The sequence below is a fragment of the Metapseudomonas boanensis genome (genome assembly GCF_042232855.1).
In the GTDB taxonomy this organism is placed as follows: Bacteria; Pseudomonadota; Gammaproteobacteria; order Pseudomonadales; family Pseudomonadaceae; genus Metapseudomonas; species Metapseudomonas boanensis.
Genome location: NZ_CP113889.1, coordinates 398,093 through 425,078, shown reverse-complemented (window position 1 = coordinate 425,078; position 26,986 = coordinate 398,093). Strand labels below are relative to the sequence as shown.

Sequence of the window (26,986 nt, the reverse complement as noted above, 5' to 3'; positions counted from 1 at the left end):
GGTATGAGTGAGCAAGTGTTGAAGCTGGTGGTGCGCAAACGGGTGGAGCAGGGCGAGGGCGTGGTAATCCTCGACCTCGCCGACCCAGCGGGGCAGCCGTTGCCGGCGTTCGAAGCCGGAGCGCATGTGGATGTGCACCTGGCGCCTGGTCTTGTGCGCCAGTATTCCCTGTGTGGCGACCCTGCCAACACAACGGCCTATCGCCTCGGCGTGCTCAAGGACCCAGCCTCGCGCGGCGGTTCGGTCGCCGTGCATGAGCGTCTGCAGGAAGGCAGCGAAGTCGCCATCGGCGCGCCACGCAACCACTTCCCGCTGGCCGCTGACGCCAGCCGCTCGATCCTCATCGGCGGCGGTATCGGGATCACCCCGATGATCGCCATGGCCCATGCCCTGGCCGCGCAGGACAGCCAGTTCGCGCTGCATTACTGCGGACGTTCCCGCAGCCGCACGGCCTTCCTCGACGAGTTGGGCGACGCCGACTTCGCCGCCTGCGTGCACACCCACTTCGACGACGAGGCTGATGCCCAGAAGCTCGACCTTCCCAACGTGCTGGGTCGCCCTGAGGCGGGCGCGCATGTCTACGTCTGCGGCCCGGCTGGCTTCATGGACTGGGTGATCGGTGAAGCGCGCAAGGCTGGCTACGCCGAGGACAACATCCACCGCGAGTACTTTCAGGTGGAGCTGGATGCCAGCGGCAGCGGCTTTGAAGTAGTGGCCTCGCGCAGCGGCAAGACGGTGCAGGTGGGCGAGGGCCAGACCATCGTCGATGCCCTGGCCGGGGTCGGCATCAAGGTCGAGATTTCCTGCGAGCAGGGGGTTTGCGGCACCTGCCTGTGCGACGTGCTCGAAGGCGAGCCGGACCACCGCGACGTGTACCTGACCGATGACGAAAAAGCCGCCAACGACCAGATCCTGGTGTGTTGCTCGCGGGCCAAGTCGAAAAAACTCGTGCTGGATATCTAAGCGCCTTTTCAAAGGAGGCAAGACTATGGTCGATACCACTGGATTCCGTAATGCGATGGCCCTGCTCGGGGGGGCGGTTTCGGTCATCACCACCGACGGTGCCGCCGGGCGCTTCGGCTTCACCGCCTCGGCGGTGTGCAGCGTCACCGACCAGCCACCGACCTTGCTGGTGTGCATGAATCGTTCGTCCTTTTCCAACGGCCACTTCAAGAGCAATGGCGTGCTCGGCGTGAACGTGCTGACCGCCGAACTCAAGGATATCTCCGCCGTATTCGCCAACCGCGAGCTGGACTCCGACCAGCGCTTCGCCCAGGCCAGCTGGAACACCCTGGAGAGCGGTGCACCGCTGCTTGACGAGGCGCTGGTCAGCTTCGACTGCCGCATAGCCCAGGCCCACGAAGTGGGTTCCCACACCATCTTCTATTGCGAAGTACTGGGCATCCGCCACGGCAAGAGCCAGGAGGGCCTGGTGTATTTCAACCGCGCCTACCACCGCCTGGGCGACGCCTCGCGCGCGTCCTGCTGATGCCAGGGCCGCACGGTTGCTCGCTCCTGCGATCGGGGTGAGGGGCGGCGGATGCCTTGTAGAAGCCAGCTTGCTGGCGAATGGCCTTTGCGCGGTCTTTCGCGAGCAAGCTCGCTCCTACAGGAGATAACGCTGAGTTTCAGCAATAAGTTCTACCAAAACAATAAAACGAGGGTGCCCGTTACTTGTTCGGGTAGCGGGTTGATTTTCGCCTTTTTGCTGTAAGTGGTCATAAAAACAACACTGCGGATTAACTGCCGAAGTTTTGCCTTTGCGAATTAATCTGCTCCCACCTTATGTGCCTTGCACGTGTAAGAAAGGAACATGTCATGTTTCAGAAAAGCTGGCTGGCTCGCGGTGTTGCTGCTGCGAGCCTGATTGGAATATTCGTGCCGGTTTCCGCTCTGGCGGACTTTGTCAAAGATCGACAAGTCAGTCTTGGACTGCGCAACTTCTATATCGATCGCGACTTCAAGCAGGACGATGCACCCAAGTCGCGGATTGGAAGTTGGACCCAGGGTTTCGACTTTCGCGCCATCTCCGGATATACCGAAGGCATTGTCCAGTTCGGCCTGGATGTTTCCGGGCAATATGCCTATCGCCTCGATGGCGGCGGTGGTCGTGGCCCGGACACCATCATTCCCTACGACGACAGCAAGGATGAGCAGGTCCGCGATTACGGCCGCGCCGCGCTGACCGGCAAAGTGCGTTATTCCAGGACCGAGCTTAAGGTCGGCGAGCACCGTCCGATGCTGCCGGTAGCCTTCTACGACGACTCCCGCCAGCTGATCACCACCTACCACGGCTTCCTGCTGGAGTCACGTGAGGTGGACAACCTGACCCTCACCGCCGGCCGCTTCACCGAGATCAGCAGCCGCGAATCCTCCAACCGCGAGAAGATGTACCTGTTCAACGGCCCGGATATCCAGCGCCGCAGCGATGGCCTGAACTTCGGCGGCGCCACCTATGCGTTCAATCCGGCGCTTTCGGCCAGCTACTTCTACGGCCAGCTGGAAGACATCTACCAGCAGCACTATGCCGGCCTGACCCACAACGCAAACCTGGGTAACGGTTTCGGCCTGAAGACCGACTTGCGCTATTTCGATAACAGCGAGGACGGCAAGGCACTGTACGGGGACATCGACAACCGCTCCTACGGCATCATGACCACCCTGCGCAAGGGGCCCCATGCCGTGGGCGTCGCCTACCAGCGCATGCTGGGCGAAAGCGCCTTCCCGACGCTGAACGGCTATGCGCCGCAACCCTACCTGGTGAACTGGTCCACCGTGGCCTTCGTCAAGCCCAACGAAAGCTCATGGCAGCTGCGCTACGACTACGACTTTGCCGCCCTCGGCGTGCCCGGTCTGCGCTTCATGACCCGCTACCTGCGCGGCACAGGCATCGATCGCGGCAACAACGCCCTGGACCAGAACGTCGAGAGTGAGCGCAACATCGTCGTCAACTACGTGGTGCAGAGCGGAGCGTTCAAGGGCGTTGGTTTCGAGTGGCGCAACATCGACGTGAAGACCCGCTACGGCAATGGCGGTGCATCAGGGCCGGACTACCAGGAGAACCGCCTGATCACGTCGTACACCTTCAAGTTCTGACGGCCGCCTTTGATCTCGGTGATGCGAATTCATTCGGCAAGGGACGCGCAGCGGCCCCAATAGGAGATGGGCAGGGCAGGCCGTTGGCCTGCTCGCGAATGAGTTTGCCGCCACAAGAGCCGCTGTACCGAGGCTAGTTGCTCCGCCCCTTCGACAGCTCCTCGACCAGCGCCAGGCAATGCTTGAGCGCCGGCGTGGGTTCGCCGACACGGCGGCTGATGACGATGGGCGAGGTGGCCTGGCTTTCTTGCAGCGGCGCGTAGTCGATATCGGAGCGATGCAGCACTTGCACCGAGGCCGGCACCAGGGTGATGCCGATGCCGGCGGCGACCAGGCCGATGGCGGTCTGCAGTTCGTTGGTCCACTGCGCCACCTCGATCTGCAGGCCATAGGCGGCGAACAGCGCGATCACGTGGTCGGCATAGCTCGGCCGTGGGTTGCCGGGGTAGAGCACGAAGGGTTCGTTGGCCAGGTCGGTCAGGCTCACCGGACCCGGTAGCAATGGATGCCCGGCGGGCAGGGCGGCCACCAGCGGGTCGAGGGTAAGCACAGCCTGCTGGATCGCCGCGTCGTCGATGCGGATGCGGCCGAAGCCGATGTCGATGCGGCCCGCCTTCAGCGCTTCTACCTGTTGCAGGGTGGTCATCTCCGACAAGCCCAGTTCCAGGCCCGCATCCCTGCGCAGACGGCGGATCAGGTCCGGCAGTACGCCGTAGAGCGTCGAGGGGGCAAAACCGATGCCCAGCCAAGCTTTTTCGCCCGAACCAATGCGGCGGGTATTGTCACAAACTTTCGCCAACTGCTCGAGCAGGGTGCTTGAATGCTCGTGGAAAAAACGCCCGGCTTCGGTCAGGCGCAGTGGCCGGCCACGATCCAGCAGCGCGACGCCCAATTCGTCCTCGAGCTGCTGGATCTGTCGGCTCAGCGGTGGCTGGGCAATATGCAGGCGCTCGGCGGCGCGGGTGAAATTGAGGGTCTCGGCGAGCACCTGGAAATAGCGCAGGTGGCGAAGCTCCATAGGGCCTCCGGGGCGGTTTCGGTTCGTTTCTTTCAATACCTGGAAGGTATCGAACTAGACAAACTCTATATTGGATTCCGTCGGTCCAGGTGATCAATATCAAGCACCAGAGGAAATCAACCTGATGGGTATTGAAATGATCCACACCGCGATCGAGTCGCTCGAGGCGATCATCGTCGACTTGCCGACCATCCGCCCGCACAAGCTGGCGATGCACACCATGCAGAACCAGACCCTGGTGATCCTGCGCATCCGCTGTGCCGATGGCATCGAGGGGATCGGTGAGGCGACCACCATCGGCGGCCTGTCCTATGGCAACGAAAGCCCGGACAGCATCAAAACCAACCTGGATCGCCACTTCGCACCGCTACTGGTTGGCCAGGATGCCTGCAACATCAACGCGGCGATGCAGCGCCTGGATCGCGTGATCAAGGGCAACACCTTCGCCCGCTCCGCAGTGGAAACCGCGCTGCTGGACGCCCAAGGCAAGCGCCTGGGCCTGCCGGTCAGCGAACTGCTCGGCGGCCGCGTGCGTGACAGCCTGGAGGTGGCCTGGACCTTGGCCAGCGGCGATACCACCAAGGACATCGCCGAAGCCGAACATATGCTCGAAGTCCGTCGCCATCGCATCTTCAAGCTGAAGATCGGCGCCGGCGAGGTGAGCAAGGACCTGGCCCACGTCATTGCCATCAAGAAGGCCTTGGGTGACCGTGCCAGCGTACGCGTCGACGTCAACCAGGCCTGGGACGAAGGCGTGGCCATACGTGCCTGCCAGATCCTCGGCGATAACGGCATCGACCTGATCGAGCAGCCCATCTCGCGCAACAACCGCGCTGGCCAGGTGCGCCTCAACCTGCGCAGTCCGGCACCTATCATGGCTGACGAGTCCATTGAATGCGTCGAAGACGCCTTCAACCTGGCTCGCGATGGCGCGGCCCCGGTGTTCGCCCTGAAGATCGCCAAGAATGGTGGCCCGCGCGCCGTGCTGCGCACCGCCTCGATTGCTGAAGCGGCCGGCATCGGCCTCTACGGTGGCACCATGCTGGAAGGCAGCGTCGGCACCCTGGCATCGGCCCATGCGTTCATCACGCTGAACAAGCTGGCCTGGGATACCGAACTGTTCGGCCCGCTGTTGCTGACTGAAGAGATCGTCAGCAATCCGCTGCAATACCACGATTTCCAGCTGCACGTTCCCGCGCTTCCTGGCCTTGGCCTGGAACTGGATGAAGAGCGCCTGGCGCATTTCCGTCGCAAGTGACGACTGCCTGAGGAGGAGAGCAACCCATGCTGTTCCACGTGAAGATGACCGTGAAGCTTCCGGTCGACATGGACCCCGCGAAGGCGGCCAGACTCAAGGCCGACGAGAAGGAACTGGCTCAGCGCCTGCAGCGCGAGGGCAAGTGGCGCCACCTGTGGCGCATTGCCGGGCATTACGCCAACTACAGCGTGTTCGACCTGGCCAGTGTCGAGGAGCTGCACGATACCCTCATGCAACTGCCGCTGTTTCCGTACATGGATATCGAGGTCGACGGTCTCTGCCGCCATCCGTCGTCGATTCACGAAGACGATCGTTGATCGTCTCGCCACCGATAACAACAAGATGAGGACCCAAAGATGACTATCAAACTGTCCAACACCGAAAACGTTCAGAAGTTCTTCCAGGAAGCCAGTGGCTTCAACAACGATCTGGGCAGCCAGCGCATGAAGAAGCTGGTGAACCGAATCCTGATCGACACCGTGAAGATCATCGAAGACCTCGAAGTCACCACCGAAGAGTTCTGGAAGGCCGTTGACTACCTCAACCGCCTCGGCGCTCGCCAGGAAGCTGGCCTGCTGGTCGCTGGCCTGGGCCTGGAGCACTACCTCGACCTGCTGCTGGACGCCCAGGACGAGCAGGCCGGCCTGACCGGCGGCACTCCACGCACCATCGAAGGCCCGCTCTACGTGGCCGGCGCCCCGATGTCGGAAGGCGAAACCCGCATGGACGACGGTACCGATCCGGGCACCGTGATGTTCCTCCAGGGCCAGGTGTTCGACGTTGACGGCAAGCCGGTAGCCGGCGCCGTGGTCGACCTGTGGCACGCCAACACCAATGGCACCTATTCCTACTTCGACACCACCCAGTCCGAGTTCAACCTGCGCCGCCGCATCGTCACCGACGCCGAAGGCCGCTACCGCGCTCGCAGCATCGTGCCGTCCGGCTACGGCTGCCCGCCGGATGGCCCGACCCAGGAGCTGCTGAACCTGCTCGGCCGCCACGGCAACCGCCCTGCGCACATCCACTTCTTCATCTCCGCACCGGGCTACCGTCACCTGACCACCCAGATCAACCTGTCGGGTGACGAGTACCTGTGGGACGACTTCGCCTACGCCACCCGCGATGGCCTGGTCGGTGACATTCGCTTCGTCGACGACGCTGCCGCAGCCAAGGCCCGTGGCGTGGAGGGCCGCTTCGCGGAACTCGACTTCAACTTCCAGCTTGCGCCGGCCCTGACGCCAGAGCAGGAAGCGATCCGCGACCGCGTTCGCGCCCTGAGCAATTGAGTTGAGTTGACCGACGGGGGAGGCTGGTTCCCCCGTCTGCTCCTTGAGCCGGCCTTCGGGTCGGCTTTTTTGTGGGCGGGATTAGTGTTCGGGCGGGCTTCCCTCTCCCCTGGGGAGAGGGGGCTGTCCGTGCAGGATGGGCGCTTCAACTTTTCCAGCGAGAGTCACCCCCTCCCACCGGGAAAGGGGCAGGGTCGGGCCGCGTTCGGATGAGGGAAAGTGGGCCATGCAGGGACTTGAAGTGACACGCCTTTGCGAATGAATTTGCCCCTACAGTGGCCGTCCCCCGCAGGCCCTTCCACACGAACTAGCTGGATAGCCATCCCCAACTATCAGGATTTCGGACATTCGCTGGCTGTCGCCTAATCGGTTGGACCTGACCAGGAGCATTCCATGACCACCGCGACCACCCCAGCCGATCTGGCCGCCTACTTCGACGTCCAATACAACGCCCGCGCCAGTGTCGATGACTTCGACCAGTATCCGCGCCAGTACCGGGCGCTCAGTGATGCGGCCCACGCCAGCCTGCCCTGCTTCAAGGATGTGGCCTATGGGCCGGGAGCCGGTGAGCGGCTGGATATCTTCCCCGCCAGCCGGCCCGACGCGCCGGTGCTGCTGTTCATCCATGGTGGTTACTGGCGTGCCCTGTCCAAGGCCGACTCCGCTTTCATGGCGTCGGCGCTGACGGCGGCGGGAGCCTGCGTGGTGGTGCTGGACTACGACCTGGCGCCGACAGTGACGCTGGACCATATCGTCGACCAGGCCCGTCGGGCACTCGCCTGGCTCTACCTGCACATCGGTGAGTTCGGCGGCGATCCGCAGCGCCTCTATGCCAGCGGCAGCTCGGCGGGCGGACATCTGGTGGGTATGTTGCTGGCCGGCGGCTGGCAGCCTGAATACGGCGTACCGGCGACGGTGCTGCGGGGGGCGCTGCCCATCAGCGGCCTGTTCGATCTGCGGCCGCTGCTGCTGACCCATATCAATGGCTGGATGAATCTCGACGAGGCCGCGGCGATCCGTAACAGCCCGGCCTTCCAGCTGCCTGCCGAAGGCGGTGAGCTGGTGGTGAGCTACGGTGCGCTGGAGACCGAGGAGTTTGCCCGGCAGTCGGAGGAGTACCTGGCTGCCTGGACCAGCCAGGGACTGCCCGGCCGCCTCGTCGCAGCGCCCGGCAGGAATCATTTCGACGTGGTGCTGGAGCTGGGGCAGGCGGGTACGCCGCTGTACCAGGCGGCAATCGAGCTGATGGGGTTGTAAGTGGCGGGATTTGCTGGGGGGTGAATTCAATCGCTGAGCAGGCCGCAGGTCTGCCCTGCGGAATCTCGTAGGGGGCAGCTACGCTGCCCTTGGCGAATGAATTCGCCCCCACAGTAAAAGCAGCCCCTTGGCAAAGTCAGGTGCCGCGGGCATCGTCGATTCAGTCCAGCAGCTCCCTCAACTGCCCGGTGATCCGCTGCTTCTCATCGAGGCGCAGCATAATGCGCTGGACGATCTCGTAACGCGCGGTTGCGACGGTCTTCATTTCAGCCAACGCCTGCAGCGCCAGGTCCGACTTATCCAGGCCGGCCCGCGTCGAGCCGTCTACCTGCCGCAGGCCGGTGCGCGCATCTTTTGATGCTGTCTGCAGGCCGCCGACGATCTGCCGGATCTGCTCGCTAGCCTCGTTCGCGCGGCGTGCCAGCAGGCGCACCTCATCGGCCACCACGGCGAAACCACGACCTTGTTCGCCGGCTCGTGCCGCCTCGATGGCCGCATTGAGGGCCAGCAGGTTGGTCTGCTTGGCAATCTCCTGGATGCTGCCGACGATGGAGCCGATGCGCTGCGACTGGTCGCTCAGGTCATTGAACACCTCGGTGATGTGGCCCATGTAGTCAGCGAGCTCGCTGATCGAGGTCTTCGAGTCTTCGATGCTCTGGGTGGAGAGCTTGAGGCTCTCACCGGCCTGGCGGGCCAGTGTGTTGGCCTGCTGCATGTCCGCTTCGCTGTCGGCGATAGCGCCGCTGAGTTCGGCCAGACGGGAGAGGAGTTGTTCGAGGGGCAGGGCGGTTGTCTGCGCCACGGGGAGATCCACAGGGGGTGGTGGTGCGGGTAGCGCCTCCGGGGCGGGATGGATAACCGGTATCTCGATTACCTGGGCGGGTAGGCGGTGGTAGAGCAGCCCTCCGCAGAAGGTGCAGACGATGGCCAGCGCCAGCGGCCAGGGGCTGGCCAGCAGCCAGGCGGCGAGCATGAACAGGCCGCCGAGGCAGAGCATAAAGGCAGCCAGGGTTTTTCGGGGCATGGGGATTTCCTTGTCGGGCAGGGACTATGGGCGGGCCACCCATGGGGGCGAATTCGTTCGCCCCCACGGGTGGAGCAGGCCGTGCCGTAGCCGGGCGGCGACGCGCGGTCCTAGAACAGTGCCAATGTGTAATTGAGGATCAGGCGGTTTTCGTTGATGTCGGTGCGGTAGTTGGAGCGCGCAGTGACGTTCCGCACGCGCACGCCCAGCCCTTTGAGGGCACCGCTCTGGAACACGTAGCCGATGTCCAGGTCGCGCTCCCAGTCCTGGCCCTCGAAGCCTTTGCCGGTGTCGACGTTGTCGCCCGTGATATAGCGCAAGGTGGTGGTCAGGCCGGGGATACCGAGGGCGGCGAAGTCATAGTCGTGGCGGACCTGCCAGGAGCGCTCGTCGGCCGAGGCGAACTCGTAGGTGGGCACTTCGTTACCCAGAGGGGTGACGTTGGCGAATACCCGCGGGAAGCCCTGGCCGCCGAACATGCCCTGGTAACCGACGAAGAAGGTGTGTCCGCCGCGCTTGGCCGAGAACAGCGAGTAGAAGGCCTGGTTGTCCAGTTCGCCGATCAGCTGCTTGCCGTCCTCGGCCGAGTCGTAGAAGCCGAGGTTGGCACCCAGCACCCAGTCGCCGACCGGTTCGCTGTGCTTGAGGCTGATCAGGCGCTGGTTGTAGATGTCCTCCAGTTGTGCGTACCAGGCACCGACCGTGGTGCGGTTGGCGTTGAAGGCGTAATCCGCGCCTGCGTAGTTGAAGGCATCGCTGGTGCCCTGGCGCTGGGGCTGGTAGCCGACGATGGCCTGCATCTTGTCGTCGCCGGCCTCGTTGCGCAGGCTGGTGGAGACCAGATGGCCCGCTTGCAGGGTCAGCCCTGCGATTTCATTGGAGATGACGCTGGCGCCCTGGTAGGTGGGGGGCAGCAGGCGGATGTCGCTGAAACTCAGCACCGGCAGGTTGGGTTGCAGTTCGCCGACCTTCAGCTCTGTCTTCGACAACCGCGCCTTCACGGCGGCGCCCACACGACTGTAATCATCGGCGGCACGGCCGTCGTCCTGCACGGGCAGCAGGCCGGTGTTGACCCGGTCGGGGCTGCTGTCGAGTTTCAGGCCGAGCATGCCGATGGCATCGACGCCAAGGCCGATGGTGCCCGGCGTGTAGCCGGACTTGAAATTGAGGATGAAGCCTTGGCCCCATTCCTCGGCCTTGGACTGCTTGCTGGGGCCGACGATGTCCGAATAGTCGCGGCTGAAGTAGTAATTGCGCGCCTGCAGAGTCGCGCTGGAGTCTTCGAAGAACCCACCCTCGGCCGCGACGGCGGACAGGGGAAGGGTGGTGCACAGCATGAGCGGGAACAGTCGGGTGTTGTACGTCATCGCAAGGCTCTTCTTTTTCTGGTTTTGAGATGAACGCCCAGCCGCAGGCCTGCCGCCGGACGCGTGGCCGGTGGCAATGGTCAGTGACGGGACGGTGGGCCGCCCGGCCCGCTTCCTCCCCGGGTCGGGCGGAATGGGCGGCGGTCAGACGCCCAGGTAGCGGTGCGACAGCGCAGGTTCCGCGGCCAGTTCGTCCGGCGTGCCCTGCCAGACCTGGCGGCCTTTCTCGATGATGTGGTGGCGGTCCACCACGCGCGCCATTTCCTTGAGGTTCTTGTCGATCACCAGAATGGTTTCGCCCTCGGCCTTGAGGGTGGCCAGACAGTTCCAAATGGTCTCGCGGATGATCGGCGCCAGGCCTTCGGTGGCCTCGTCGAGGATCAGCAACTGCGGGTTGGTCATCAGCGCGCGGCCGACCACCAGCATCTGCTGCTCGCCACCGGAGAGGGTCCTGGACAGCTGGTCCTGGCGCTCCTCCAGGCGTGGGAACAGCTGGTAGATGCGCGCCAGGTCCCACTTGCCGGCGTTGCCTCGGCTGGCCGTGGCCAGCAGGTTCTCGCGCACGCTGAGGGTGCCGAAGGCGCGGCGGCCTTCAGGCACCAGGCCAAGGCCGGCCTGGGCGATGCGGTAGGGAGTGGCACCGCGCATTTCCTGGCCATGGATGCGGATGCTGCCGGCGTTGGGTTTGAGCAGGCCCATGATGGATTTGACCGTGGTCGTCTTGCCCATGCCGTTGCGGCCGATCAGCGATACCACCTGGCCCTGTTCGATCCTCAGGTGCATGTCGAACAGCACCTGGCTCAGGCCGTAACCGGCCTGCAATCCACTGACTTCAAGCATGTTCTTCCCCCAGATAGGCAGCGCGGACCTGCGCATTGTTGCGGACCTCTTCGACCGTGCCGGTGAGGATGGTCTGGCCGTAGACGAGCACGGTGATGCGGTCGGCCAGGGCGAACACTGCATCCATGTCGTGCTCCACCAGCAGGATCGCGTAGCGGCCCTTGAGCTCCTGCAGCAGTTCGGTCATGCGCGCGGACTCCTCCGCGCCCATGCCTGCCATGGGTTCGTCGAGCAGCAGCACCGAGGCCTCCTGGGCGAGCGCCAGGGCCAGCTCCAGCTGACGGCGTTCGCCGTGGGACAGTTCACTCACCAGGTCCTCGGCACGGTGGCCGAGGCCAACCCGCTGCAGATAGCCGCGTGCCGGCTGCATCAGGCGTTGGTCGCGACTGAGCGGGTGCCACATACCGAAGGTCCGGCCCTCGCGGGCGGCGATGGCCAGGGCGACGTTCTCCAGCAGGCTGAAATCCGGGTACAGCTGGCTGACCTGGAAGGAGCGGGCCAGGCCCAGGCGCGGCCGCTCGTGGGCGGGGACGTCGGTGATGTCCTGCCCGGCGAAGAGGATCTGACCCTTGTCCGGGCGGATTTCCCCGGCGATCTGCGAGATCAGCGTGGACTTGCCGGCACCGTTGGGCCCGATGATGGCGTGCAGTTCCCCGGCAGCCAGTTCCAGGTTGGCGCCGTTGGTGGCTTTCACTGCGCCGAAGGCCTTCTCCAGGCCGCGGATCGACAGTTGTGCGCTCATGGGTGCACCTCGCGGGTGGTGGCGACCGGGGCGGCCTTGGTGGCCGGTTTGCGCGGCCTGGCTCCAGCCAGCAGGAAGCCGTAGACGCCCTTGCGGCCGAACAGCACCACGGCCAGCAGCAGCGGGCCGAAGATCAGCATCCAGTGCTCGGTCCACAGGCTCAGCAGTTGCTCCAGGCCGAGGTACACGGCCGCGCCCAGCACCGGGCCGAGCAGAGTGCCGACGCCGCCGAGGATGACCATGGCCATCAGCTCGCCGGATTTCTGCCAGGCACCCATGTCAGGGCTGACGAACAGCGCGTAGTTGGCCCAGAGCACACCGGCCAGGCCAGCGCCGAGGCCGGCGATGACGAAGGCGGTGAGGCGGTAGCGCAAAGGCTTGAGGCCCAGGCTGACGGTGCGTCGCTCGCTCTGCTTGAGTCCGCGCAGGACGAAGCCGAAGCGCGAGGCCACCAGTCGGCGGCAGAACAGCAACCAGGCCACCAACAGGCCCACGCACAGGTAGTAGAACTGCGTCGGGTCGTTCATATCCAGGCCTGGCAGGCTGTTGCGCTCGTTCATCAGGATGCCGTCGTCGCCGCCGTAGAGGGACAGGGATCCGAGGATGAAATAGAGCATCTGGCTGAACGCCAGGGTGATCATGATGAACTGCACGCCGCTGGTGCGCAGCGACAGGTAGCCCATGACCAGGCCAAGCAGGGCGCACAGCAGCAACGCCAGCGGCCAGACCAGCAAGGCGCTGTTGCTGCCCTCCCAGCCCCATAGCGGCATCATCTGCGAGGTGTGGAAGGCGATGATGCCGACCACGTAGCCGCCGAGGCCGAAGAAGGCCGCGTGGCCGAAACTGACCATGGCGCCGTAGCCGATCAGCAGGTCCAGGCTGGCGGCGGCCATGCCATAGATGGCCAGACGGGTGAACAGGCTGACCAGGAAGGGTTCATCCAGCAGTGCCGCCAGCAGTGGCAGCAGCGCGAAGGTGGCCAGGCAGGCCAGGTCGATAAGCAGTCGACGGGACATGGGATTCTCCTCAGGCACGCGCCGGCAGCAGGCCGCGCGGACACACCAGCAGCACCAGGGCCATGACGATGTAGGCGCTCGCGGAAATCAGTCCGGCGCTCAGGGCGCCACTGACCTCGGCGGGCAGCAGTTGGTCGAGCAGCGGCGGGATATAGGCGCGGCCCAGGCTGTCGACCATGCCGATCAACAGGGCGCCGAACAGCGCGCCGCGGACCGAGCCGACGCCGCCGACGACGATCACCACGAAGGTGGTGATCAGTACTTTCTCGCCCATGCCGATCTCCACCGATAGCAGTGGGGCGGCCATGAAGCCGGCGAGGCCGCAGAGCACGCAGCCGAAGACGAACACCAGGGTGTAGAGGCGCGAGATGTTCACGCCAAGGGCACCCACCATCTCGTGATCGTCGGCCCCCGCGCGGATCAGCATCCCCAGGCGGGTGTGGTTGATCAGCAGCCACATGCCGAGGGCGACCAGCAGGCCGGCGGCGATGAACAGCAGGCGGCTGACCGGGTACATCAGCCCTGGCAGTACCTCGACGAAGGCGTTGTACCAGTCGGGCGTCGGCATGGCCGGCGGGCTGCGGCCGAACACCAGGGTGACCAGTTCGTTGGTGAAAAACACCACGGCGAGTGTGGCCAGCACCTGGTCCAGGTGGTCGCGGTTGTAGAGACGGCGGATGATGCCGGTTTCGATCACCAGCCCATAGAGCGCTGCGCCGGCCAGCGCGGCCAAGCCGCCGAGCCAGAAGGAGCCCGTAGCAATCGCAGTGTAGGCCGCACAGAAGGCACCGACCATGTAGAAGGCGCCGTGGGCCAGGTTGATTACGCCCATGATGCCGAAGATCAGCGTCAGGCCGGAGGCGAGCAGAAACAGCAAGGCGCTGTATTGCAGGCCATTGAGAAGTTGTTCGAGCAACAGCATGGCAAAGGTCCTACGCGGGGCCCGCCGCCGAGAGGGCGGCAGGCGAGGGGACATCAGCGGAGGGTTACAGCGCGCACTGGGCGGCGTAGCTGTCCACTTGGGCCTTGGCAATGGTTTTCACCGGGACTTCGGTGAGCTTGCCGTCGGCGCCGGCCTTCACCTGCAGCAGGTGCCAGTCGATCACCGCGTGCTGGTTGCTGCCGAAGCGGAAGTCGCCGCGCACCGAGTCGAAGCGCGCCTCGCGCAGGGCTGCGCGGAAGGCGTCCGCATCCTTGAGGTTGCCGTTGGTGGCCTTGAGCGCCGAGCCGATCAGTCGTGCGGTGTCGTAGCCCTGGGCGGCGTAGACGGTGGGCGCGCGGTTGTACTTCTCGGTGAAGGCCTTGACGAAAGCCTGGTTGGCCGGAGCGTCGGCCTTGGGGTTCCAGCCGCTGACCACGTTCACGCCTTCGGCCACGTTGCCGGTGGCGCTGAGCATGCGTTCGTCCATGGAGAAGATCGGCACCACCATCGGGATGCTCTTGCCGAGGCCCGCGCTGCCGTATTGTTTGGCGAAGTTGATGCCAGCGCCGCCCGGGTGGAACTGGAATACGGCGTCTGGCGCCAGGGCGCGTACACGGGCCAGTTCGACGGAGAAGTCCAGCTGGTTGAGCTTGGTGTAGATCTCGGTCACTTCACCCTTGTAGGTGCGTTTGAAGCCCGCCAGTGCATCGCGGCCGGCCTGGTAATTGGGGGCGAGGATGACCATTTTCTTGTAGCCCAGGTCGTTGGCGGCGACGCCGGCCATCTCGTGGGGTACGTCGTTCTGGTAGGAGGCAGCGAAGTAGTTGGGCTTGCACTGCGCGCCGGCGAGGTTGGACGGGGCGGCATTGGTGCTGATGTAGAAGCTGTCGCCTTGGGTGGCGCCGTTCACCACGGCGGCCAGCACGTTGGAGAACATCACGCCGGTGTAGAGCGAGATGCCGTCCAGGCTCATGCGGTCGATGATCTGCTTGCCGCGGGCGGGCTGCAGCCCATCGTCTTCTACCACCAGCTCCACCGGCACGCCGCCGAGCTTTCCGTCTTCCTGCTCCATGGCCAGGCGGAAAGCGTCGCGGGCGTCCTCGCCGAGGTAGCCGGCGGGCGTCGACAACGTGGTTATGAAACCAATGCGCACAGGGTCCTGTGCCAGGGCGGGGAGGGAAGAGGCCAGTGCGGCCCCGAGCATCGCAAGGTTCAGAGTGTTTTTCATGGTTACCGCCTTGGTTGCGCAGTGCCGCGTGACTCGGCCTGCTGATTGTTGTTGGTGGGCAGTGGGTGAAGCGGGTGTCGCAAGGCTTGTTGTTGTGGCTACAGCGGTTGGTCGTAGGAGCCAGTTCGCTGGCGAATCCGTGGTGCGTTAGCGTGTAGGAGCGAGCTTGCTCGCGAAGAGTTGGGACGTTCGCCAGCAAGCTGGCTCCTACAGTGGCGATGAGCCTTGACCTTCAGGTATTGCTTTCGGTGAACTTCTCGAAATACAGGTGACCGTTGTCGATACCGTTCTCCGTGAGCCAGGTCTTGACTGACTCGACCATGGGGGGCGGGCCGCACAGGTACATGTCGAACGGTGCTTCACGCAGCGCGGCGGCATCGAAGTGCTGGGGTACGTAGCCACGTTTGCCATCCCATTGCTGGTCTTCGTCGCTGATCACCGGGATGAAGCGGAAACCCGGAATACGCGCGGCATAGCCCTGGATGCGTTCCAGTTCGCAGAGGTCCGCGACCTGGCGCACACCGTAGAACAGGTGCACCGGCTGGCCGCAGCCGCCGCGCTCGGCGATCTCGTCGAGCATGCCGAGGAAGGCCGAGAGACCGGTACCGCCGGCCACCAGGAGCAGGGGCTTTTCCACATGGCGCAGGTAGAAGGCGCCCAGCGGGGCCTCGAAGCGGATCTCGTCACCCACCTTGCAGCGCTCGCGGATGTAGTTGCTCATCACGCCGTCCGGCAGCAGGCGAATGAGGAACTGCAGCTTGTTCGCGGCATTGGGGCGGTTGGCGAAGGAGTAGGAGCGCTTCGCCTCGGTGCCCGGGATCTGCAGGCGAGCGTACTGACCCGGCAGGAAGTCCAGTTGCTGGCCGTCGACGCCGGCATCCAGGTGGAGGATGGCGGTGGTGGGCGAGACCTGCTCGACATGGGTCACCACGCCACGTTCCTCCACCGTCTTCGACGCGCCGCAGAGCGTGGAGTCGAAGTCGAAGTAGAACGACGCATCGGACTGCACGCGGGTCTGGCAGGTGAGGATCTTGCGTTGCTCCAGGTCCTTGGCCGACAAGGCCTCTTCGTCCACGTAGTCCATTGCGAAGCGACCGGATTCGCAGCGGCCCATGCAGGTACCGCAGACGCCCTCGCGGCAGTCCAGCGGGATGTTGATACCGTTGCGCAGGGCGGCGTCGAGCAGGATCTCGTTGCCTTGCACGGGGAAGAACAGGGTTTTGCCGTCGGCAAAACTGAAGGCGACCTTGTGGTTCATGGCGCGTACATCCAGTCGATCAGAGGTGGTAGAAATCGAGCACCGAGTTGATGGTGTCGTTGAGCAGCACCATGTGCTTTCGGGTGATCTTCCAGCTCTCGCCCGTGGGTCTCAGGTGGTAGGTCGCGTGGCCGAAGAACTGCTCGCTCTGTCCCAGGCGGTAGTACAGCGTGTGCCAGTTGGCCTTCACCTCCAGCTGCCCGTCGGCCATTTCCGCGATACGCACGTTGCTGATCTGGTGCAGGGTGCGCGGCATCGGCACGGTCGAGGCGGCCTTGCCGGTGCGGATGCGGAACACGCGATCCTCAAGGCCCGAGCGGTTGCTGTAATAGATCAGCGACATACCGCGCTTCGGATCCTTGGTGTACTCGTGCTCGGACTCCCACTGTGGCAGGTGGTATTCGCACTGCTCGTCGAACAGGTCGAGGTAGGCGTCCCAGTCCTGGGCGTCGCACAGCGCTGACTTGCGGTAGAGGTACTGTTCGATCTGGTATTGCAGTTGCTGGTTCATGCCTGCACCTCCTGCAGTTTCAGGGCTTTCTGGTCCAGGCCTTCGAGCAGGAACCGCTGCCAGTTGGCGTGCTGGTTCACGTACAGGCCTTCATGGGTGAATTCGGTACCGGTCAGAACCGGCGCGATGCCCAGGGTCTGGCTGTTCGAGGTGACGCCGGTGACCCACTTGTCATAACCGCGGGAGATGTCGCTCCAGCGCTCCAGGCGGGCCTGGAAGCCGCGCTGGGCCTCGCGGAATTCCACCAGGTCGTCCGGGGTGCCCATGCCGGATACGTTGAAGAAATCCTCGAACTGGCGGATGCGGCTTTCGCGATCCTGGTCCGACTCGCCCTTCACACCAATGCACTGGCTGATGATTTCGGTCTTGTTCCAGGCCACCGGCCGCACGATGCGCAGCTGCGAGCTGATCTGGTCCATGAAGAACAGGCTGGGGTAGATGTTCAGGTTGCGCAGACGATGCATCATCCACTCGGCCTTGGCCTGGCCGTGCTCCTCCACCAGGCGCGGCATCACGGTGGCGTAGCCGGGGCGCACGGCGGGGTTGGGCATGTCGCTGAACAGCACACTGTGGCCGTTATTGAAGGAGAACCAGCCGTCGTCGGTCTCGGCATCGCCGGCGCCCAGCTTGCTGTAGTCCAGGGTGCTGCTGGCGCCGCCTTTGGCCGAGTTGACCTGCTGACGGTGCTGCACGGTGGCCACGTAGTTGTAGTGCACGGTACTGACGTGATAGCCGTCCAGACCGTTCTCGTTCTGCAGCTTCCAGTTGCCGTCGTAGGTGTAGGTAGACTTGCCGGGCAGCACTTCCAGTTCGCCGGTAGGCGACTGGGCGACCATCATGTCGAAGAACACCTTGGCGTCGCCGAGGAAGTCTTCCAGGCTGTCGGTGCCGTTGGCGTCGAGGCTGATGAAGACGAAGCCCTTGTAGCTCTCGATGCGCGCTTTCTTCAGACCGCGAGTGGCCTTGTCGAAGCCCTCGGGGTATTCACCCGGCGCCTTGACCTTCACCAGGCGGCCGTCGCTCTTGTAGCACCAGGCGTGGAAGGGGCACGTAAAGGTGGACTGGTTGCCCTTGCCGACGCGGGTCAGGGTGGCGCCGCGATGTTGGCAGGCGTTGATCAGGGCATGCAGCTGGCCGTTGCCGTCGCGGGTGATGATCATCGGCTGGCGGCCGGCGCGCATGGTCATGAAGTCATTCGCGTTGGCGATCTCGCTTTCATGGCAGGCGTAGATCCAGTTCTTCTCGAAGATCAGTTCCATCTCCAGGTCGAACAGTTCCGGCTCGGTGAACATGTCCCGGGCAATGCGGTACACGCCTTCGTCAGGACGGAAGTCCAGGCAGCCGCTGACGTATTCTCTCCACTGCGCAACGCTTTTATTCGAAGTATTCATGGGTTGGCACCTTCCACATCGGGCGAATCAGTGGGGTTCATTAGAAGGAGCCGCGGGTAATCCGGTCTATCCGCTTAGTTGGCAAAGCCGATCCGTAAAATTCGGCCTGGCAGGTGGAGTTCGGCCGCAAGCCAGGGGCGCTCTGGGGTGAAGTGTTCCTTGAGCCGGACGGGCCAAAACAAGTGGATAGTCTTGGTCGAAAAAGGGGATAGCGAGCGAGCCGTCCAACTGGCCTCATCGACAGCGACTAACGCCGTGCAACCCCGCGAGGTAACAGCCTTTGTCGGGATTCCAGGCAGGCGGTAACGCTTGTGGATCGATTTGCCTGCCGCTAGCAGGAAGGGGGCGGCAGGGCTATCCGATAAATGAGGTTTTCCTATCCGCTGGCTGCGAAAGCCGGGCGCGCGCCGCCGTGGGTGTTTCCAAAGGAAGTAACACCTACCTGCCGCTGAGGTCGCGCGGTGGGCGTGGGAGGTTGGCAGGACTCGAAATCGTGGAGTTCCGCTACCTGACCAAGGCAGGGCAGCGTTGCCCCAAAGCTGTGCCCAATGAGTCACGAGGCCGCTCTGGATCGCCCGTTAGGGGCGTCGCCCGGCCGTTGGGCGGCCATTCCTGTCCGGAAAGTTGGCCAGTGCTATCCTCGAATTTCGCAATGTCCGGACGCCCCGGGGGCTGGCATGGACCTTGCTGTACGTGGAGAGTGACGCGCCGCAAGAGCGCGCACGTTCAGAACAGCCGTGATGGGTGCCGCGTGATGACGACAAAAAATGACCTGCATTTCCGTGATATCTCCGCCGATCGCTACGATCTGGCAGGAGCGCGATCCTGGATGTCGGACATCTGTGGACCGCACCTGCTGAAAGCCAGCCAGCCAAACCGGATCCAGTTTCATCACAGCGGCAATGTCCTCCGGTCGATGTCTACCACGCTCGGCTACGTCGAGTACGGTACCGACGTGGTCATCGGCATTGGCGAAGAAACCAACCTCAATTGCTATAGCGTCAGCCTGCCGTTGTCCGGTGAGCAGGAGTTGGCCAAGTCGGGCCGGCTACTGCGTTCCGATCGTGATCACGGCGTGATCGTCTCGCCCTATGAGCATCAGGAGCTGACCATCGGCGGCGACTGCCACAAGCTGCAGGTGGCCATTCCCCGGGCGGCCATGCAGCAAACCTTGGAAGACCTGTTGCAGCGCGCCGTGGATGTACCGCTCTGCTTCGAGCCGGAGATGGATGCGGTCAACGGTGCCGCCGCCTCCTGGTGGCGTATGGCTCGCCATCTGATCGACGAACTGGAGCGCAGCCGAGACCTCTACGGCCAGCTGTTTTTCACCCGTGATCTGGAAAGTGCGCTGATCAAGGGGCTGATCCTCGCCCAGCCGAACAACTACTCCGAGGAGTTGCGCGCACGGCTGGAGATCAAACTGCCGTATTACCTGGTCCGCGCCCGCGACTACATCCATGCGCATGCCCGTGAAGAACTCTTCCTGGAGGACATCGAGCAGGCCTCGGGTATCTCGCGCTTCAAGCTGTTCGAGGGGTTCAAGAAGTTCTTCGGCCTGTCGCCCATGGCCTACCTGAAGAAGTACCGACTGACGGCCGTGCGCCAGGAGATCCTCGAAGATCGCTCCCAGCGCAATATCTCGGTGATCGCCATGGCCTGGGGCTTCAACCACCTCGGCCGCTTCTCCAGCGAGTACCGCAAGCTGTTCGATGAAACCCCGAGCATGACCGTGCAGCGCGCTGAGGCGCGGCGCGTGCGCTAGGTGGCTGTCGCAGGTGCTCGTCCACCTTTGGTCGAGTGCCTGTCACGGTGTTGTCGATTGGCCGCAAGCCCGGACGACTAGGAGGTGAAAGCCCCCCAGACTGGGCTGCGGATCAGGAGAGTCACCATGAACATCGACAACCACCCCGTGGTTTCCCGGGAGCAATGGGTGCTGGCGCGTGAAGCGCACCTGCGCAGGGAGAAGGAGTTCACTCGACTGCGCGACCAACTCAGTGCCGAGCGCCGCGCACTGCCCTGGGTTCGGATCGACAAAGCCTACGTCTTTGAAGGGCCGCAAGGGCGCGAGACGCTTTCGGACCTGTTCGACGGGCGCAGTACCCTGGTCATCTACCACTTCATGTTCGGCCCCGGTTGGGAGGAGGGCTGCCCTGGCTGCTCCTTCCTGGCGGATCACATCGACAGTGCCAATCAGCACCTGAAGCATCACGACGTGACCCTGCTGGCGGTATCACGGGCGCCCTGGCCGGAATTCCAGTCCTTCAAACGGCGGATGGGCTGGCAGTTCAAATGGGTGTCGTCCCATGGCAGTGATTTCAATTACGACTTCGGCGTAGCGGTGAGGGCGGAGGACATCGCCGCCGGTACCGCCCGCTACAACTACGGCACCAGCAAAGATCCGGGCGAGGACATGCCTGGACTCAGCGTGCTCTACCGCAACCGCGCGGGTGAGATTTTCCACACCTATTCCACCTACGCGCGCGGCCTGGACATGCTGGTGGGCGCCTACAACTACCTGGACCTGCTGCCCAAGGGGCGTGATGAGCAGGAAATCATGGACTGGATGCGCCACCACGATCGGTATGAGGAAGGGCCGGAGAAGCCAGAGAGTTGTTGCAGCGCATAGCCTTCAGGTCTCGCTGCTTTTCCTTGCGGGGCGACTTCATTTTCTCGGATCCGCAAGGGGCATCTTTGCTGCCCTTGGCGGATGAATCGGCTCTGTCCCTGTCTCGTGTTGCAACTGGATGCATCTCGCTCCTATGGCACGGAGATCGGCGTCGACCTGCCGCGATTGTAGGAGCCAGCTTGCTGGCGAATGCGGGGCTGGATTCGCGATCAAGAACCAGGCGTCCCTCTTGCTCTTGCAAGGTTCTCAGCCCGGCCGTAGACGACTGGCACCAACTAACGCAGACATAGCCAATCCAATCAGGGGCAGGCATTCCGTCGGGAAAGGCTCAAAAAATTATGGCTATCATTTCAAGGAGAGTATATATGTTGACCGTAATTTAATTGCTGCCGGTCTGGCGGCACGGTCTGCGAGGAATCGAAGATGGCGGGCGAGCAACGAGGTGACGAAAGCCTGGTCGGGTGCCAGGCGAGCGATTGGATCAGCCACGAAAGCTGGCAAATGTTCGAGCACCAGTTGATTGCACTGGCGTTCGAAGCGGGATGGTCCGCGACAGCGGATACCCATCCATCCAGTCAGGGAGATCTGTCATGAGCGCCGGAGCTTCGCGCCTGCTGCTGGCGATCCTGATGGTGCTCACGGCACTGGGTGAACTTTCGACCCAACTGATCATTCCTGCGCTCGCCGGCATCGAGCAGGGACTCGGGGCTGAGCGCGGTGCCAGCCTGACCGCTCTGTCTATCTTCGTTGCCGCTTTCGGACTGGGGCAGCTGGTACTCGGACCGCTGTCCGACCGGGTCGGCCGTCGACCGGTGCTGGTTGGCGGACTGATACTTTATCTGGTTGCCACGTCCTGGATGCTGCTGGCCGACAGCATGGCTGACTTCATTGTCGGGCGCATGCTGCAGGGCCTGGGGGCTTGTACGGCGATGGTCCTGGCCCGGGCGATCGTACGCGATGTGTGGCAGGCGCAAGCGGCGCCAGCCCTGGCGCTGACGGTGATCGGTATGCTCTGCGCCATTGCCCTCTCACCGATGCTGGGTGGTCTGCTGACCCACTGGGGTGGCTGGCACGCCCCCATCTTCGCCTCCCTGGCGGTGGGCGGTTGCGCGCTATTGGCGGTGCTGGTGGTCTACCGGGAGAGCAACCTGAACCTTGACCCGAAAGCCGGTCACTTGCCGACACTGCTGAGCAGCTACCTGGACTTGCTGAACAACCCGTCCAGCCGCGCCCTGGCCCTGGCCCTGGCCTGCACCTACGGCGCGATGTTCGCTGTGGTGGCCGGATCATCGGCAGTCTACATCGGCCTGCTCGGACTGACGTCGGCGGAGTACGGCCTGGTGTTCGGCGCTACCATTTCCGGGCTGATCGCCGGGGCCCTGTTCACCCAGCGGCAGATCATGCGTCTCGGGCCGCGGCGTATCGTCGGCATCGGCGTGACGCTGGTCGCCTTGGGAGCGCTTGGCACGATGCTGGTACATGCCGTACTTGGTTTGTCGGTGCTGGGGGTTTCCCTGCCGCAAGTGCTGGTGACCTTGGGCGGTGGCATGTTGATCCCCGCCTCGGTGGCCGGCGTGGTGATCCCTAACGCCCACCGAGCTGGCCTGGCGGCGGGACTGATGGGCTTCGCCCAGATGTCCGGTGCCACCTGCAGTGGCTTGCTGCTCGGCGTACTGCAAGATGGGACCGCCTGGCCCATGATCGGGTTGCAAGGGGCTTTCGCGTTTGCCGCCATCACCAGCTTCAACGTACTGAGCCGGGCCGGGCGATCGGCGGCAGCCGCAACAGCTGGGTGAGTACTGGACAAACGCATGACACTGCACCGGCGGCCGGAGGAGCGGCAGCCGGTCAATGAGAGACTGCGCCGAGAAACCCATCCGTTGCGTGCACCTTTGCAGGCCAATGGCCAGCGCTTGACAGAGCCATGAGCGACACGGGAATAGCTATCCCCGCCAGGCGCGGCGACGGCGGGCGGAATAGGGCCTTAAGATCGCGCCATCTATGAGAGGACGCATCGCCCCAGGCCTGAATCATGAAGATCCATCCCTTGCCTCCCCTGAACAGCCTGGTCGGCTTCGAGGCTGCCGCCAGGCACCTGAGCTTCACCCAAGCCGCGAGCGAGCTGAACGTCACCCAGGGTGCTATCAGCCGTCAGGTGCGCCATCTGGAAGAGTACCTGGGCAAGCCGTTGTTCGAGCGCAATACCCGCACTATCCATCTCACCCCCACTGGCAGCCAGTACTACGAAACGGTACGCGACAGCCTGCTGCACCTGGCCCGCTCGACGGACGAGATCCGCCACTGGCGCGGCGACCAGCAGGTGACCGTGGTCACGAGCACCGCGCTGGCCGCGCATTGGTTGCTGCCGAGAGTCCCCGAGTTCAAAGGCCGCTTCGAAGAGATCGATCTGCGCATCGTCGCCAATGACCAGGTGCGGGATTTCGCCCGCCTGGATTGCGACCTAGCGCTCTACTACTGCAGCAAGCCACCCAAGGACATGCTGGCCACGCCGCTGTTCGCCGAAGAGGTGTTCCCGGTGTGCAGTCCTGCCTATCTGGCGCGGCACCCGCACCTTGCTTCGGCAGATGGCCTGGCGGACTGCACCTGGCTCTGGCTGGAAGCGGCCCAGCGGGACTGGATCGGCTGGCCGGAATGGCTCGTCCGTCTCGGGCTCGGGCCCATGGCGCCGCGGCAGCGGATCAACATCAACAGCTACAGCCTGCTGATCCAGTCCGCGCTCAATGGACAGGGCGTGGCGCTGGCCTGGCACCAGTTGGTGGACGATCACCTGCTCACCGGCGCCCTGGTGCGGCCGAACGACCTGGTGCTGAACACCGAGGGCCACTTCTACCTGCTGGAGCGGCCCGGGCCCGGTAGCCCGCGGCAGAGCGTGCGGCAGTTCCGCCAGTGGCTGATCGAGCAGCATCTGGCCGACACTGCCCGGGGTTCGGAAAGCACGAAGCCGGCAGCCTAAGCTGCCGGCTTCGTAAGGGGCGGGCGGAGTCAACCGGTCTTGCGTGCGCTCAGTGCGCCATCCAGACTGCTGCCCGGCATGGTGCGACCGGCCGGACTGGCGCCGTCCCGCTGCGGGTCCTGCAGCGGCATACGACGCCCGCCCGGGTGGCCGGGCAGCGCGCCCATGGGTTCCTGGCGCAGGCAGCACATCAGTGTGTAGCTCAGCAACAGGACGAAGGCGGCGATGGGCAGGCCGGCGGCGATGCTGGCCATCTGGATGGCCGTCAGCCCGCCGGCCAGCAGCAGCGCGATGGCGATGCCAGCCTGGAGGACGCACCAGAGCAGGCGAATGCTCTTGGGTGGGTTGGTGCTGCCGTTGGAGTTGAGGGTGCAGAGCACCTGGGTACCGGAGTCCGCCGAGGTGATGAAGTAGGTTGCAAGCAGGATGCAGACCAGGATGCTCATGGCCTTGCCCAGCAGGCCGCCGTCGATCCGGTCCATCAGGACGAACATGGCCGAGGTGGCGTCCTGCTGGGTGGCCAGCAGCAGCGGGCCGCCGTCGAACCTGGCCTGCTCGCCCACCAGCTCGCCGGCGGTCACCCGCTGTTCATGCTGGATGCGGTCTTCCTGCTCGGCCTTCAGCGCCGAACCACCGAACACCGACATCCAGATGATGGTGACCACGGTGGGCACCAGCAGCGCGCCGACAATCAGCTCGCGAACGGTCCGGCCCTTGGAGATGCGGGCGATGAACAGGCCGACGAAGGGGCCCCAGGTCAGCCACCAGGACCAGTAGAAGGCCGTCCACAGGTTCTGCCAGCCATTGTCCTTCTGCGTGTCGCTCCAGAAGCTCAGGTGCATGATGTTCTGCGCGTAGTCGCCGGTGCTCTCCAGCATCAGGTTGAGGATATAGCGGGTGGGCCCCAGGCAGAGCACCGCCACTACCAGCACCACGGAGAGGATCATGTTCCATTCCGAGAGGATCTTCATGCCGCGGGATACGCCGGCCATCACCGACAGGGTGGTGACCAGGCTGATGATGACCACCAGCGCGACTTGCACGTTCAGGTTCACCGGCAGGTTGAAGACCTGGGCGAGGCCGGTGTTCATCTGCACCACCCCCATCCCCAGGGAGAGGGACACGCCGAATGCGGTGATCACCGCGGCGATGATGTCCACCGCATGGCCCAGGGGGCCGTGGATGCGCTCGCCTATCAGCGGGTAGAGAATGGAGCGCATCGTCAGCGGCAGGCCCTTGCGGTAGGCGAAGTACGCCAGCGCCAGGCCGACCATGGTGAAGATTGCCCAGGGATGCAGGCCCCAGTGGAACAGGGTGATGCGCATGGCGGTGGTGGCGGCTTCGTCGGTCAGCCCTTGGGCGAAGGGGTTGTCGGCGTAGTGCGACATTGGCTCGGCCACCGACCAGAAGATCAGGCCGATGCCCATGCCACCGCTGAACAGCATGGCGATCCAGGAGCCGAAACTGAACTCAGGCGCGTCTTCGTCACGCCCGAGCTTGATGTGCCCGAAGCGGCTCATCGCCAGGTAGATCAGCAGACCCAGGACGCCCGTGACCAAGCCGAGGTAGAACCATTTGAAGTCCTTAAGGATCAGGTCCGAGGTGGCCTTGAAGACTTCCCCCGCCTGCTCGGCTTGCAGGACACAGCTTACGACGAAGGCGATCACCAACAGCACGGAACTGAGCGTCACCACGGGATTGAGGCCCTTGAACAGGCCCGACTCTGCACGCATCTACATCCCCTTTTGTTTTTGTTCAAGGGTTTTTACAGGGCGCCAAGGCCCAATTTAGGGCGACAAAAATGGGTCAGAGCGGATTGTCGGGCAACTCATTTTTAGTCATGCCTTGATGATATTTCGGCATGGGTAGTGGGGGTGACGAGAACAGGGCCGTCCTTTGCAGGGGAGAACTCATTCGCCAAGAACCGCAAGGCTGTGCCTTCGGGGGACTGATGGGGCGGGCCGTTGGCCTGCATCGTGAAAGTGCCATGCAGAGGCACCGGGGATTCCCGATCAGCGCCCCATATCGCCCAGGCCACCTGGCCTGCCTGATCCCGGCAGTGATCAGTAGCGGGGGCAGCAGATGGCGGTCCACCGATTCGCTGACGCTGTAGCGCGGAGCCAGCGGATCAGCGTGCGCATCCCTGCGAGCGGATTCATCCTGAAGGGCTGTTCAGTGCGAGCTGGCGTTGCGGACTTCACGGGCGGTGCAGCCGTACTGCTGGCGGAAGGCGCGAGTGAACTGGGCCTGATCGCTGAAGCCCCAGCGGTAGGCGAGTTCGCCGATGGACAGGTGGCAGTGCGGATCACGCAGTTGGCGATGCACGGCTTCCAGGCGTTGCTGGCGCACCCACTCGCCTAGGGTGTAGGGCGTAGCGGCGAAGAGCTTGTGCAGGTAGCGCAATGACAGGCCGCAGGCGCTGGCGATGGATTGCGGGGAGAGCTCCGGGTCGGCGAGGTTCTGCGCAACGAACTGCTCGACTCGTTGCAGGTGCAGGGCGCTGAGGTTGGAGCTTTCACTGCTGAGCACGCGTTCGTCCTGCTGCAACACCAGCAGCAGGGTTGACAGGGTCTGTTCCAGCAGCAGGTGGCGGGCGGAGGACGGGCAGTCGTCGAAGTTGGCAGCGCACAACCCCAATTGCTCGATGAAAACCCGCCCCAGGCCGCGTTCGGCGCCGAAGCAGAAACGGGTGTAGCGCTCGGGGCCGCGCAAGTGGCCTCGCAGTGCCCGCTCGGGCAGCTTGAGCACCCAGAGATCGTTCTCGGCACCGTAATGGAAGCGGTAGGGCGCGTCGCCGCGTTCGACGATGAAGCCGCCCGGCGCGCAGCTCAGCTGGCGGCCGTCCTGCTCGAAATGCACATCGGTACAGCGGGGCACAGTGACCAGATAGAACGCCTCGTTGTCCTGGCCAACCTGAGCCTTGCTGCGTGAATAACCCAGCGTGCTGGAGCGCAGGCGCGAGAGGCTGACGGGACTGCTTGGGGTATCCCAGACCTGCAGGTGGCCGTCGAAGGGCTTGTTTGTGTCGAACTCCAGCGACAGCGGGAAGTAGGTATCGCTGATCGCCTCGGCCCAGCGCACCTGTCGTTCATGCTGCGACCAGCTGCCGGTCGACAATTCATGGGGCATGGCGTGTCCTCGTGCTTATTGCTTTTGTGAGGACAGCGCGGCA

The 26,986-nt window shown here is 63.9% G+C and carries 24 protein-coding genes; 11 read left to right on the top strand and 13 right to left on the bottom strand.

The annotated features are described in order from the left end of the window. The first annotated feature begins 3 nt into the window (after positions 1–3). The 3 genes from OXH74_RS01960 to OXH74_RS01950 all read left to right on the top strand — a co-directional run bounded on the left by OXH74_RS01960 (position 4) and on the right by OXH74_RS01950 (position 3,096). Entirely contained in the window at positions 4–963 is a 960-nt protein-coding gene (locus tag OXH74_RS01960; RefSeq protein WP_375739854.1) for a PDR/VanB family oxidoreductase, read from the top strand. Between the two features lie 25 nt (positions 964–988). Beyond that, positions 989–1,489, top strand: a complete 501-nt coding sequence (locus OXH74_RS01955) for a flavin reductase (protein ID WP_375739853.1) — start codon at positions 989–991, stop codon at positions 1,487–1,489. A gap of 329 nt (positions 1,490–1,818) precedes the next feature. Further along, positions 1,819–3,096, top strand: a complete 1,278-nt coding sequence (locus tag OXH74_RS01950; RefSeq protein WP_375739852.1) for an OprD family porin — start codon at positions 1,819–1,821, stop codon at positions 3,094–3,096. Positions 3,097–3,229: 133 nt separating this feature from the next. Here OXH74_RS01950 and OXH74_RS01945 read toward each other — a convergent pair whose 3' ends face one another. After that, on the bottom strand, positions 3,230–4,114 hold the full coding sequence (locus tag OXH74_RS01945; protein WP_375739851.1) for a LysR family transcriptional regulator: 885 nt from the start codon (positions 4,112–4,114) through the stop codon (positions 3,230–3,232). Between the two features lie 136 nt (positions 4,115–4,250). Between OXH74_RS01945 and OXH74_RS01940 the strand changes: the two genes are divergently transcribed. The 4 genes from OXH74_RS01940 to OXH74_RS01925 all read left to right on the top strand — a co-directional run bounded on the left by OXH74_RS01940 (position 4,251) and on the right by OXH74_RS01925 (position 7,915). Beyond that, on the top strand, positions 4,251–5,372 hold the full coding sequence (locus tag OXH74_RS01940) for a muconate cycloisomerase family protein (protein WP_375741703.1): 1,122 nt from the start codon (positions 4,251–4,253) through the stop codon (positions 5,370–5,372). 26 nt (positions 5,373–5,398) lie between these two features. After that, on the top strand, positions 5,399–5,689 hold the full coding sequence (gene catC / locus OXH74_RS01935) for a muconolactone Delta-isomerase (protein WP_215374615.1): 291 nt from the start codon (positions 5,399–5,401) through the stop codon (positions 5,687–5,689). A gap of 39 nt (positions 5,690–5,728) precedes the next feature. Continuing rightward, positions 5,729–6,658 (top strand): catechol 1,2-dioxygenase, encoded by a 930-nt coding sequence (gene catA / locus OXH74_RS01930; protein ID WP_375739850.1) that lies wholly within the window; start codon positions 5,729–5,731, stop codon positions 6,656–6,658. A gap of 393 nt (positions 6,659–7,051) precedes the next feature. Next, positions 7,052–7,915: an alpha/beta hydrolase gene (locus OXH74_RS01925; RefSeq protein WP_375739849.1), complete on the top strand. Its 864-nt coding sequence runs from the start codon at positions 7,052–7,054 to the stop codon at positions 7,913–7,915. Between the two features lie 160 nt (positions 7,916–8,075). Here OXH74_RS01925 and OXH74_RS01920 read toward each other — a convergent pair whose 3' ends face one another. The 10 genes from OXH74_RS01920 to antA form a co-directional block, all read right to left on the bottom strand. Then, positions 8,076–8,525 carry a methyl-accepting chemotaxis protein gene (locus OXH74_RS01920; RefSeq protein ID WP_375741702.1) on the bottom strand — a complete coding sequence of 150 codons (450 nt, stop codon included), beginning with the start codon at positions 8,523–8,525 and terminating at the stop codon, positions 8,076–8,078. 524 nt (positions 8,526–9,049) lie between these two features. Then, the gene (locus tag OXH74_RS01915) at positions 9,050–10,306 is read right to left on the bottom strand and encodes an OprD family porin (RefSeq protein ID WP_375739848.1); all 1,257 of its coding nucleotides are present in this window, start codon (positions 10,304–10,306) and stop codon (positions 9,050–9,052) included. A gap of 144 nt (positions 10,307–10,450) precedes the next feature. Beyond that, the gene (locus tag OXH74_RS01910) at positions 10,451–11,146 is read right to left on the bottom strand and encodes an ABC transporter ATP-binding protein (protein WP_215374607.1); all 696 of its coding nucleotides are present in this window, start codon (positions 11,144–11,146) and stop codon (positions 10,451–10,453) included. After that, positions 11,139–11,888 carry an ABC transporter ATP-binding protein gene (locus OXH74_RS01905; RefSeq protein ID WP_375739847.1) on the bottom strand — a complete coding sequence of 250 codons (750 nt, stop codon included), beginning with the start codon at positions 11,886–11,888 and terminating at the stop codon, positions 11,139–11,141. Before OXH74_RS01905 ends, OXH74_RS01910 begins: the two co-directional genes overlap by 8 nt. After that, the gene (locus OXH74_RS01900; protein ID WP_375739846.1) at positions 11,885–12,904 is read right to left on the bottom strand and encodes a branched-chain amino acid ABC transporter permease; all 1,020 of its coding nucleotides are present in this window, start codon (positions 12,902–12,904) and stop codon (positions 11,885–11,887) included. The genes OXH74_RS01905 and OXH74_RS01900 overlap by 4 nt, the downstream gene beginning before the upstream one ends. A 10-nt stretch (positions 12,905–12,914) precedes the next feature. Further along, positions 12,915–13,826, bottom strand: a complete 912-nt coding sequence (locus tag OXH74_RS01895; protein ID WP_375739845.1) for a branched-chain amino acid ABC transporter permease — start codon at positions 13,824–13,826, stop codon at positions 12,915–12,917. A 64-nt stretch (positions 13,827–13,890) separates the two neighbouring features. After that, positions 13,891–15,054, bottom strand: a complete 1,164-nt coding sequence (locus OXH74_RS01890; protein WP_375739844.1) for an ABC transporter substrate-binding protein — start codon at positions 15,052–15,054, stop codon at positions 13,891–13,893. Between the two features lie 232 nt (positions 15,055–15,286). Continuing rightward, entirely contained in the window at positions 15,287–16,312 is a 1,026-nt protein-coding gene (gene antC / locus OXH74_RS01885; protein WP_375739843.1) for an anthranilate 1,2-dioxygenase electron transfer component AntC, read from the bottom strand. A 19-nt stretch (positions 16,313–16,331) separates the two neighbouring features. Next, positions 16,332–16,823 (bottom strand): anthranilate 1,2-dioxygenase small subunit, encoded by a 492-nt coding sequence (antB, locus tag OXH74_RS01880; RefSeq protein ID WP_375739842.1) that lies wholly within the window; start codon positions 16,821–16,823, stop codon positions 16,332–16,334. Continuing rightward, positions 16,820–18,214 (bottom strand): anthranilate 1,2-dioxygenase large subunit, encoded by a 1,395-nt coding sequence (gene antA, locus OXH74_RS01875; protein WP_375739841.1) that lies wholly within the window; start codon positions 18,212–18,214, stop codon positions 16,820–16,822. Before antA ends, antB begins: the two co-directional genes overlap by 4 nt. A 754-nt stretch (positions 18,215–18,968) precedes the next feature. Here antA and OXH74_RS01870 point away from each other — a divergent pair. From OXH74_RS01870 to OXH74_RS01855, 4 genes are all read left to right on the top strand, one after another. Continuing rightward, positions 18,969–19,976: an AraC family transcriptional regulator gene (locus OXH74_RS01870; protein WP_215374582.1), complete on the top strand. Its 1,008-nt coding sequence runs from the start codon at positions 18,969–18,971 to the stop codon at positions 19,974–19,976. 126 nt (positions 19,977–20,102) lie between these two features. Continuing rightward, the gene (locus OXH74_RS01865) at positions 20,103–20,840 is read left to right on the top strand and encodes a DUF899 domain-containing protein (RefSeq protein ID WP_375739840.1); all 738 of its coding nucleotides are present in this window, start codon (positions 20,103–20,105) and stop codon (positions 20,838–20,840) included. A 590-nt stretch (positions 20,841–21,430) separates the two neighbouring features. Then, positions 21,431–22,636 carry an MFS transporter gene (locus OXH74_RS01860; RefSeq protein ID WP_375739839.1) on the top strand — a complete coding sequence of 402 codons (1,206 nt, stop codon included), beginning with the start codon at positions 21,431–21,433 and terminating at the stop codon, positions 22,634–22,636. A gap of 236 nt (positions 22,637–22,872) precedes the next feature. Continuing rightward, positions 22,873–23,814 (top strand): LysR substrate-binding domain-containing protein, encoded by a 942-nt coding sequence (locus OXH74_RS01855; protein WP_375739838.1) that lies wholly within the window; start codon positions 22,873–22,875, stop codon positions 23,812–23,814. 29 nt (positions 23,815–23,843) lie between these two features. Here OXH74_RS01855 and OXH74_RS01850 read toward each other — a convergent pair whose 3' ends face one another. Together OXH74_RS01850 and OXH74_RS01845 are read right to left on the bottom strand one after the other, a co-directional pair. Further along, positions 23,844–25,547 (bottom strand): BCCT family transporter, encoded by a 1,704-nt coding sequence (locus tag OXH74_RS01850; protein WP_375739837.1) that lies wholly within the window; start codon positions 25,545–25,547, stop codon positions 23,844–23,846. Between the two features lie 439 nt (positions 25,548–25,986). Continuing rightward, complete coding sequence (locus OXH74_RS01845) at positions 25,987–26,943, bottom strand: helix-turn-helix domain-containing protein (protein ID WP_375739836.1); 957 nt, start codon at positions 26,941–26,943, stop codon at positions 25,987–25,989. Between the last annotated feature and the right edge of the window lie 43 nt (positions 26,944–26,986).

Bases quoted from the DNA above. Each gene is read 5' to 3' on its own strand.
- OXH74_RS01960 (WP_375739854.1), top strand. From the start codon at position 4: ATGAGTGAGCAAGTGTTGAAGCTGGTGGTGCGCAAACGGGTGGAGCAG.
- OXH74_RS01955 (WP_375739853.1), top strand. From the start codon at position 989: ATGGTCGATACCACTGGATTCCGTAATGCGATGGCCCTGCTCGGGGGG.
- OXH74_RS01950 (WP_375739852.1), top strand. From the start codon at position 1,819: ATGTTTCAGAAAAGCTGGCTGGCTCGCGGTGTTGCTGCTGCGAGCCTG.
- OXH74_RS01945 (WP_375739851.1), bottom strand. From the start codon at position 4,114: ATGGAGCTTCGCCACCTGCGCTATTTCCAGGTGCTCGCCGAGACCCTC.
- OXH74_RS01940 (WP_375741703.1), top strand. From the start codon at position 4,251: ATGATCCACACCGCGATCGAGTCGCTCGAGGCGATCATCGTCGACTTG.
- catC (WP_215374615.1), top strand. From the start codon at position 5,399: ATGCTGTTCCACGTGAAGATGACCGTGAAGCTTCCGGTCGACATGGAC.
- catA (WP_375739850.1), top strand. From the start codon at position 5,729: ATGACTATCAAACTGTCCAACACCGAAAACGTTCAGAAGTTCTTCCAG.
- OXH74_RS01925 (WP_375739849.1), top strand. From the start codon at position 7,052: ATGACCACCGCGACCACCCCAGCCGATCTGGCCGCCTACTTCGACGTC.
- OXH74_RS01920 (WP_375741702.1), bottom strand. From the start codon at position 8,525: ATGGGCCACATCACCGAGGTGTTCAATGACCTGAGCGACCAGTCGCAG.
- OXH74_RS01915 (WP_375739848.1), bottom strand. From the start codon at position 10,306: ATGACGTACAACACCCGACTGTTCCCGCTCATGCTGTGCACCACCCTT.
- OXH74_RS01910 (WP_215374607.1), bottom strand. From the start codon at position 11,146: ATGCTTGAAGTCAGTGGATTGCAGGCCGGTTACGGCCTGAGCCAGGTG.
- OXH74_RS01905 (WP_375739847.1), bottom strand. From the start codon at position 11,888: ATGAGCGCACAACTGTCGATCCGCGGCCTGGAGAAGGCCTTCGGCGCA.
- OXH74_RS01900 (WP_375739846.1), bottom strand. From the start codon at position 12,904: ATGTCCCGTCGACTGCTTATCGACCTGGCCTGCCTGGCCACCTTCGCG.
- OXH74_RS01895 (WP_375739845.1), bottom strand. From the start codon at position 13,826: ATGCTGTTGCTCGAACAACTTCTCAATGGCCTGCAATACAGCGCCTTG.
- OXH74_RS01890 (WP_375739844.1), bottom strand. From the start codon at position 15,054: ATGAAAAACACTCTGAACCTTGCGATGCTCGGGGCCGCACTGGCCTCT.
- antC (WP_375739843.1), bottom strand. From the start codon at position 16,312: ATGAACCACAAGGTCGCCTTCAGTTTTGCCGACGGCAAAACCCTGTTC.
- antB (WP_375739842.1), bottom strand. From the start codon at position 16,823: ATGAACCAGCAACTGCAATACCAGATCGAACAGTACCTCTACCGCAAG.
- antA (WP_375739841.1), bottom strand. From the start codon at position 18,214: ATGAATACTTCGAATAAAAGCGTTGCGCAGTGGAGAGAATACGTCAGC.
- OXH74_RS01870 (WP_215374582.1), top strand. From the start codon at position 18,969: ATGACGACAAAAAATGACCTGCATTTCCGTGATATCTCCGCCGATCGC.
- OXH74_RS01865 (WP_375739840.1), top strand. From the start codon at position 20,103: ATGAACATCGACAACCACCCCGTGGTTTCCCGGGAGCAATGGGTGCTG.
- OXH74_RS01860 (WP_375739839.1), top strand. From the start codon at position 21,431: ATGAGCGCCGGAGCTTCGCGCCTGCTGCTGGCGATCCTGATGGTGCTC.
- OXH74_RS01855 (WP_375739838.1), top strand. From the start codon at position 22,873: ATGAAGATCCATCCCTTGCCTCCCCTGAACAGCCTGGTCGGCTTCGAG.
- OXH74_RS01850 (WP_375739837.1), bottom strand. From the start codon at position 25,547: ATGCGTGCAGAGTCGGGCCTGTTCAAGGGCCTCAATCCCGTGGTGACG.
- OXH74_RS01845 (WP_375739836.1), bottom strand. From the start codon at position 26,943: ATGCCCCATGAATTGTCGACCGGCAGCTGGTCGCAGCATGAACGACAG.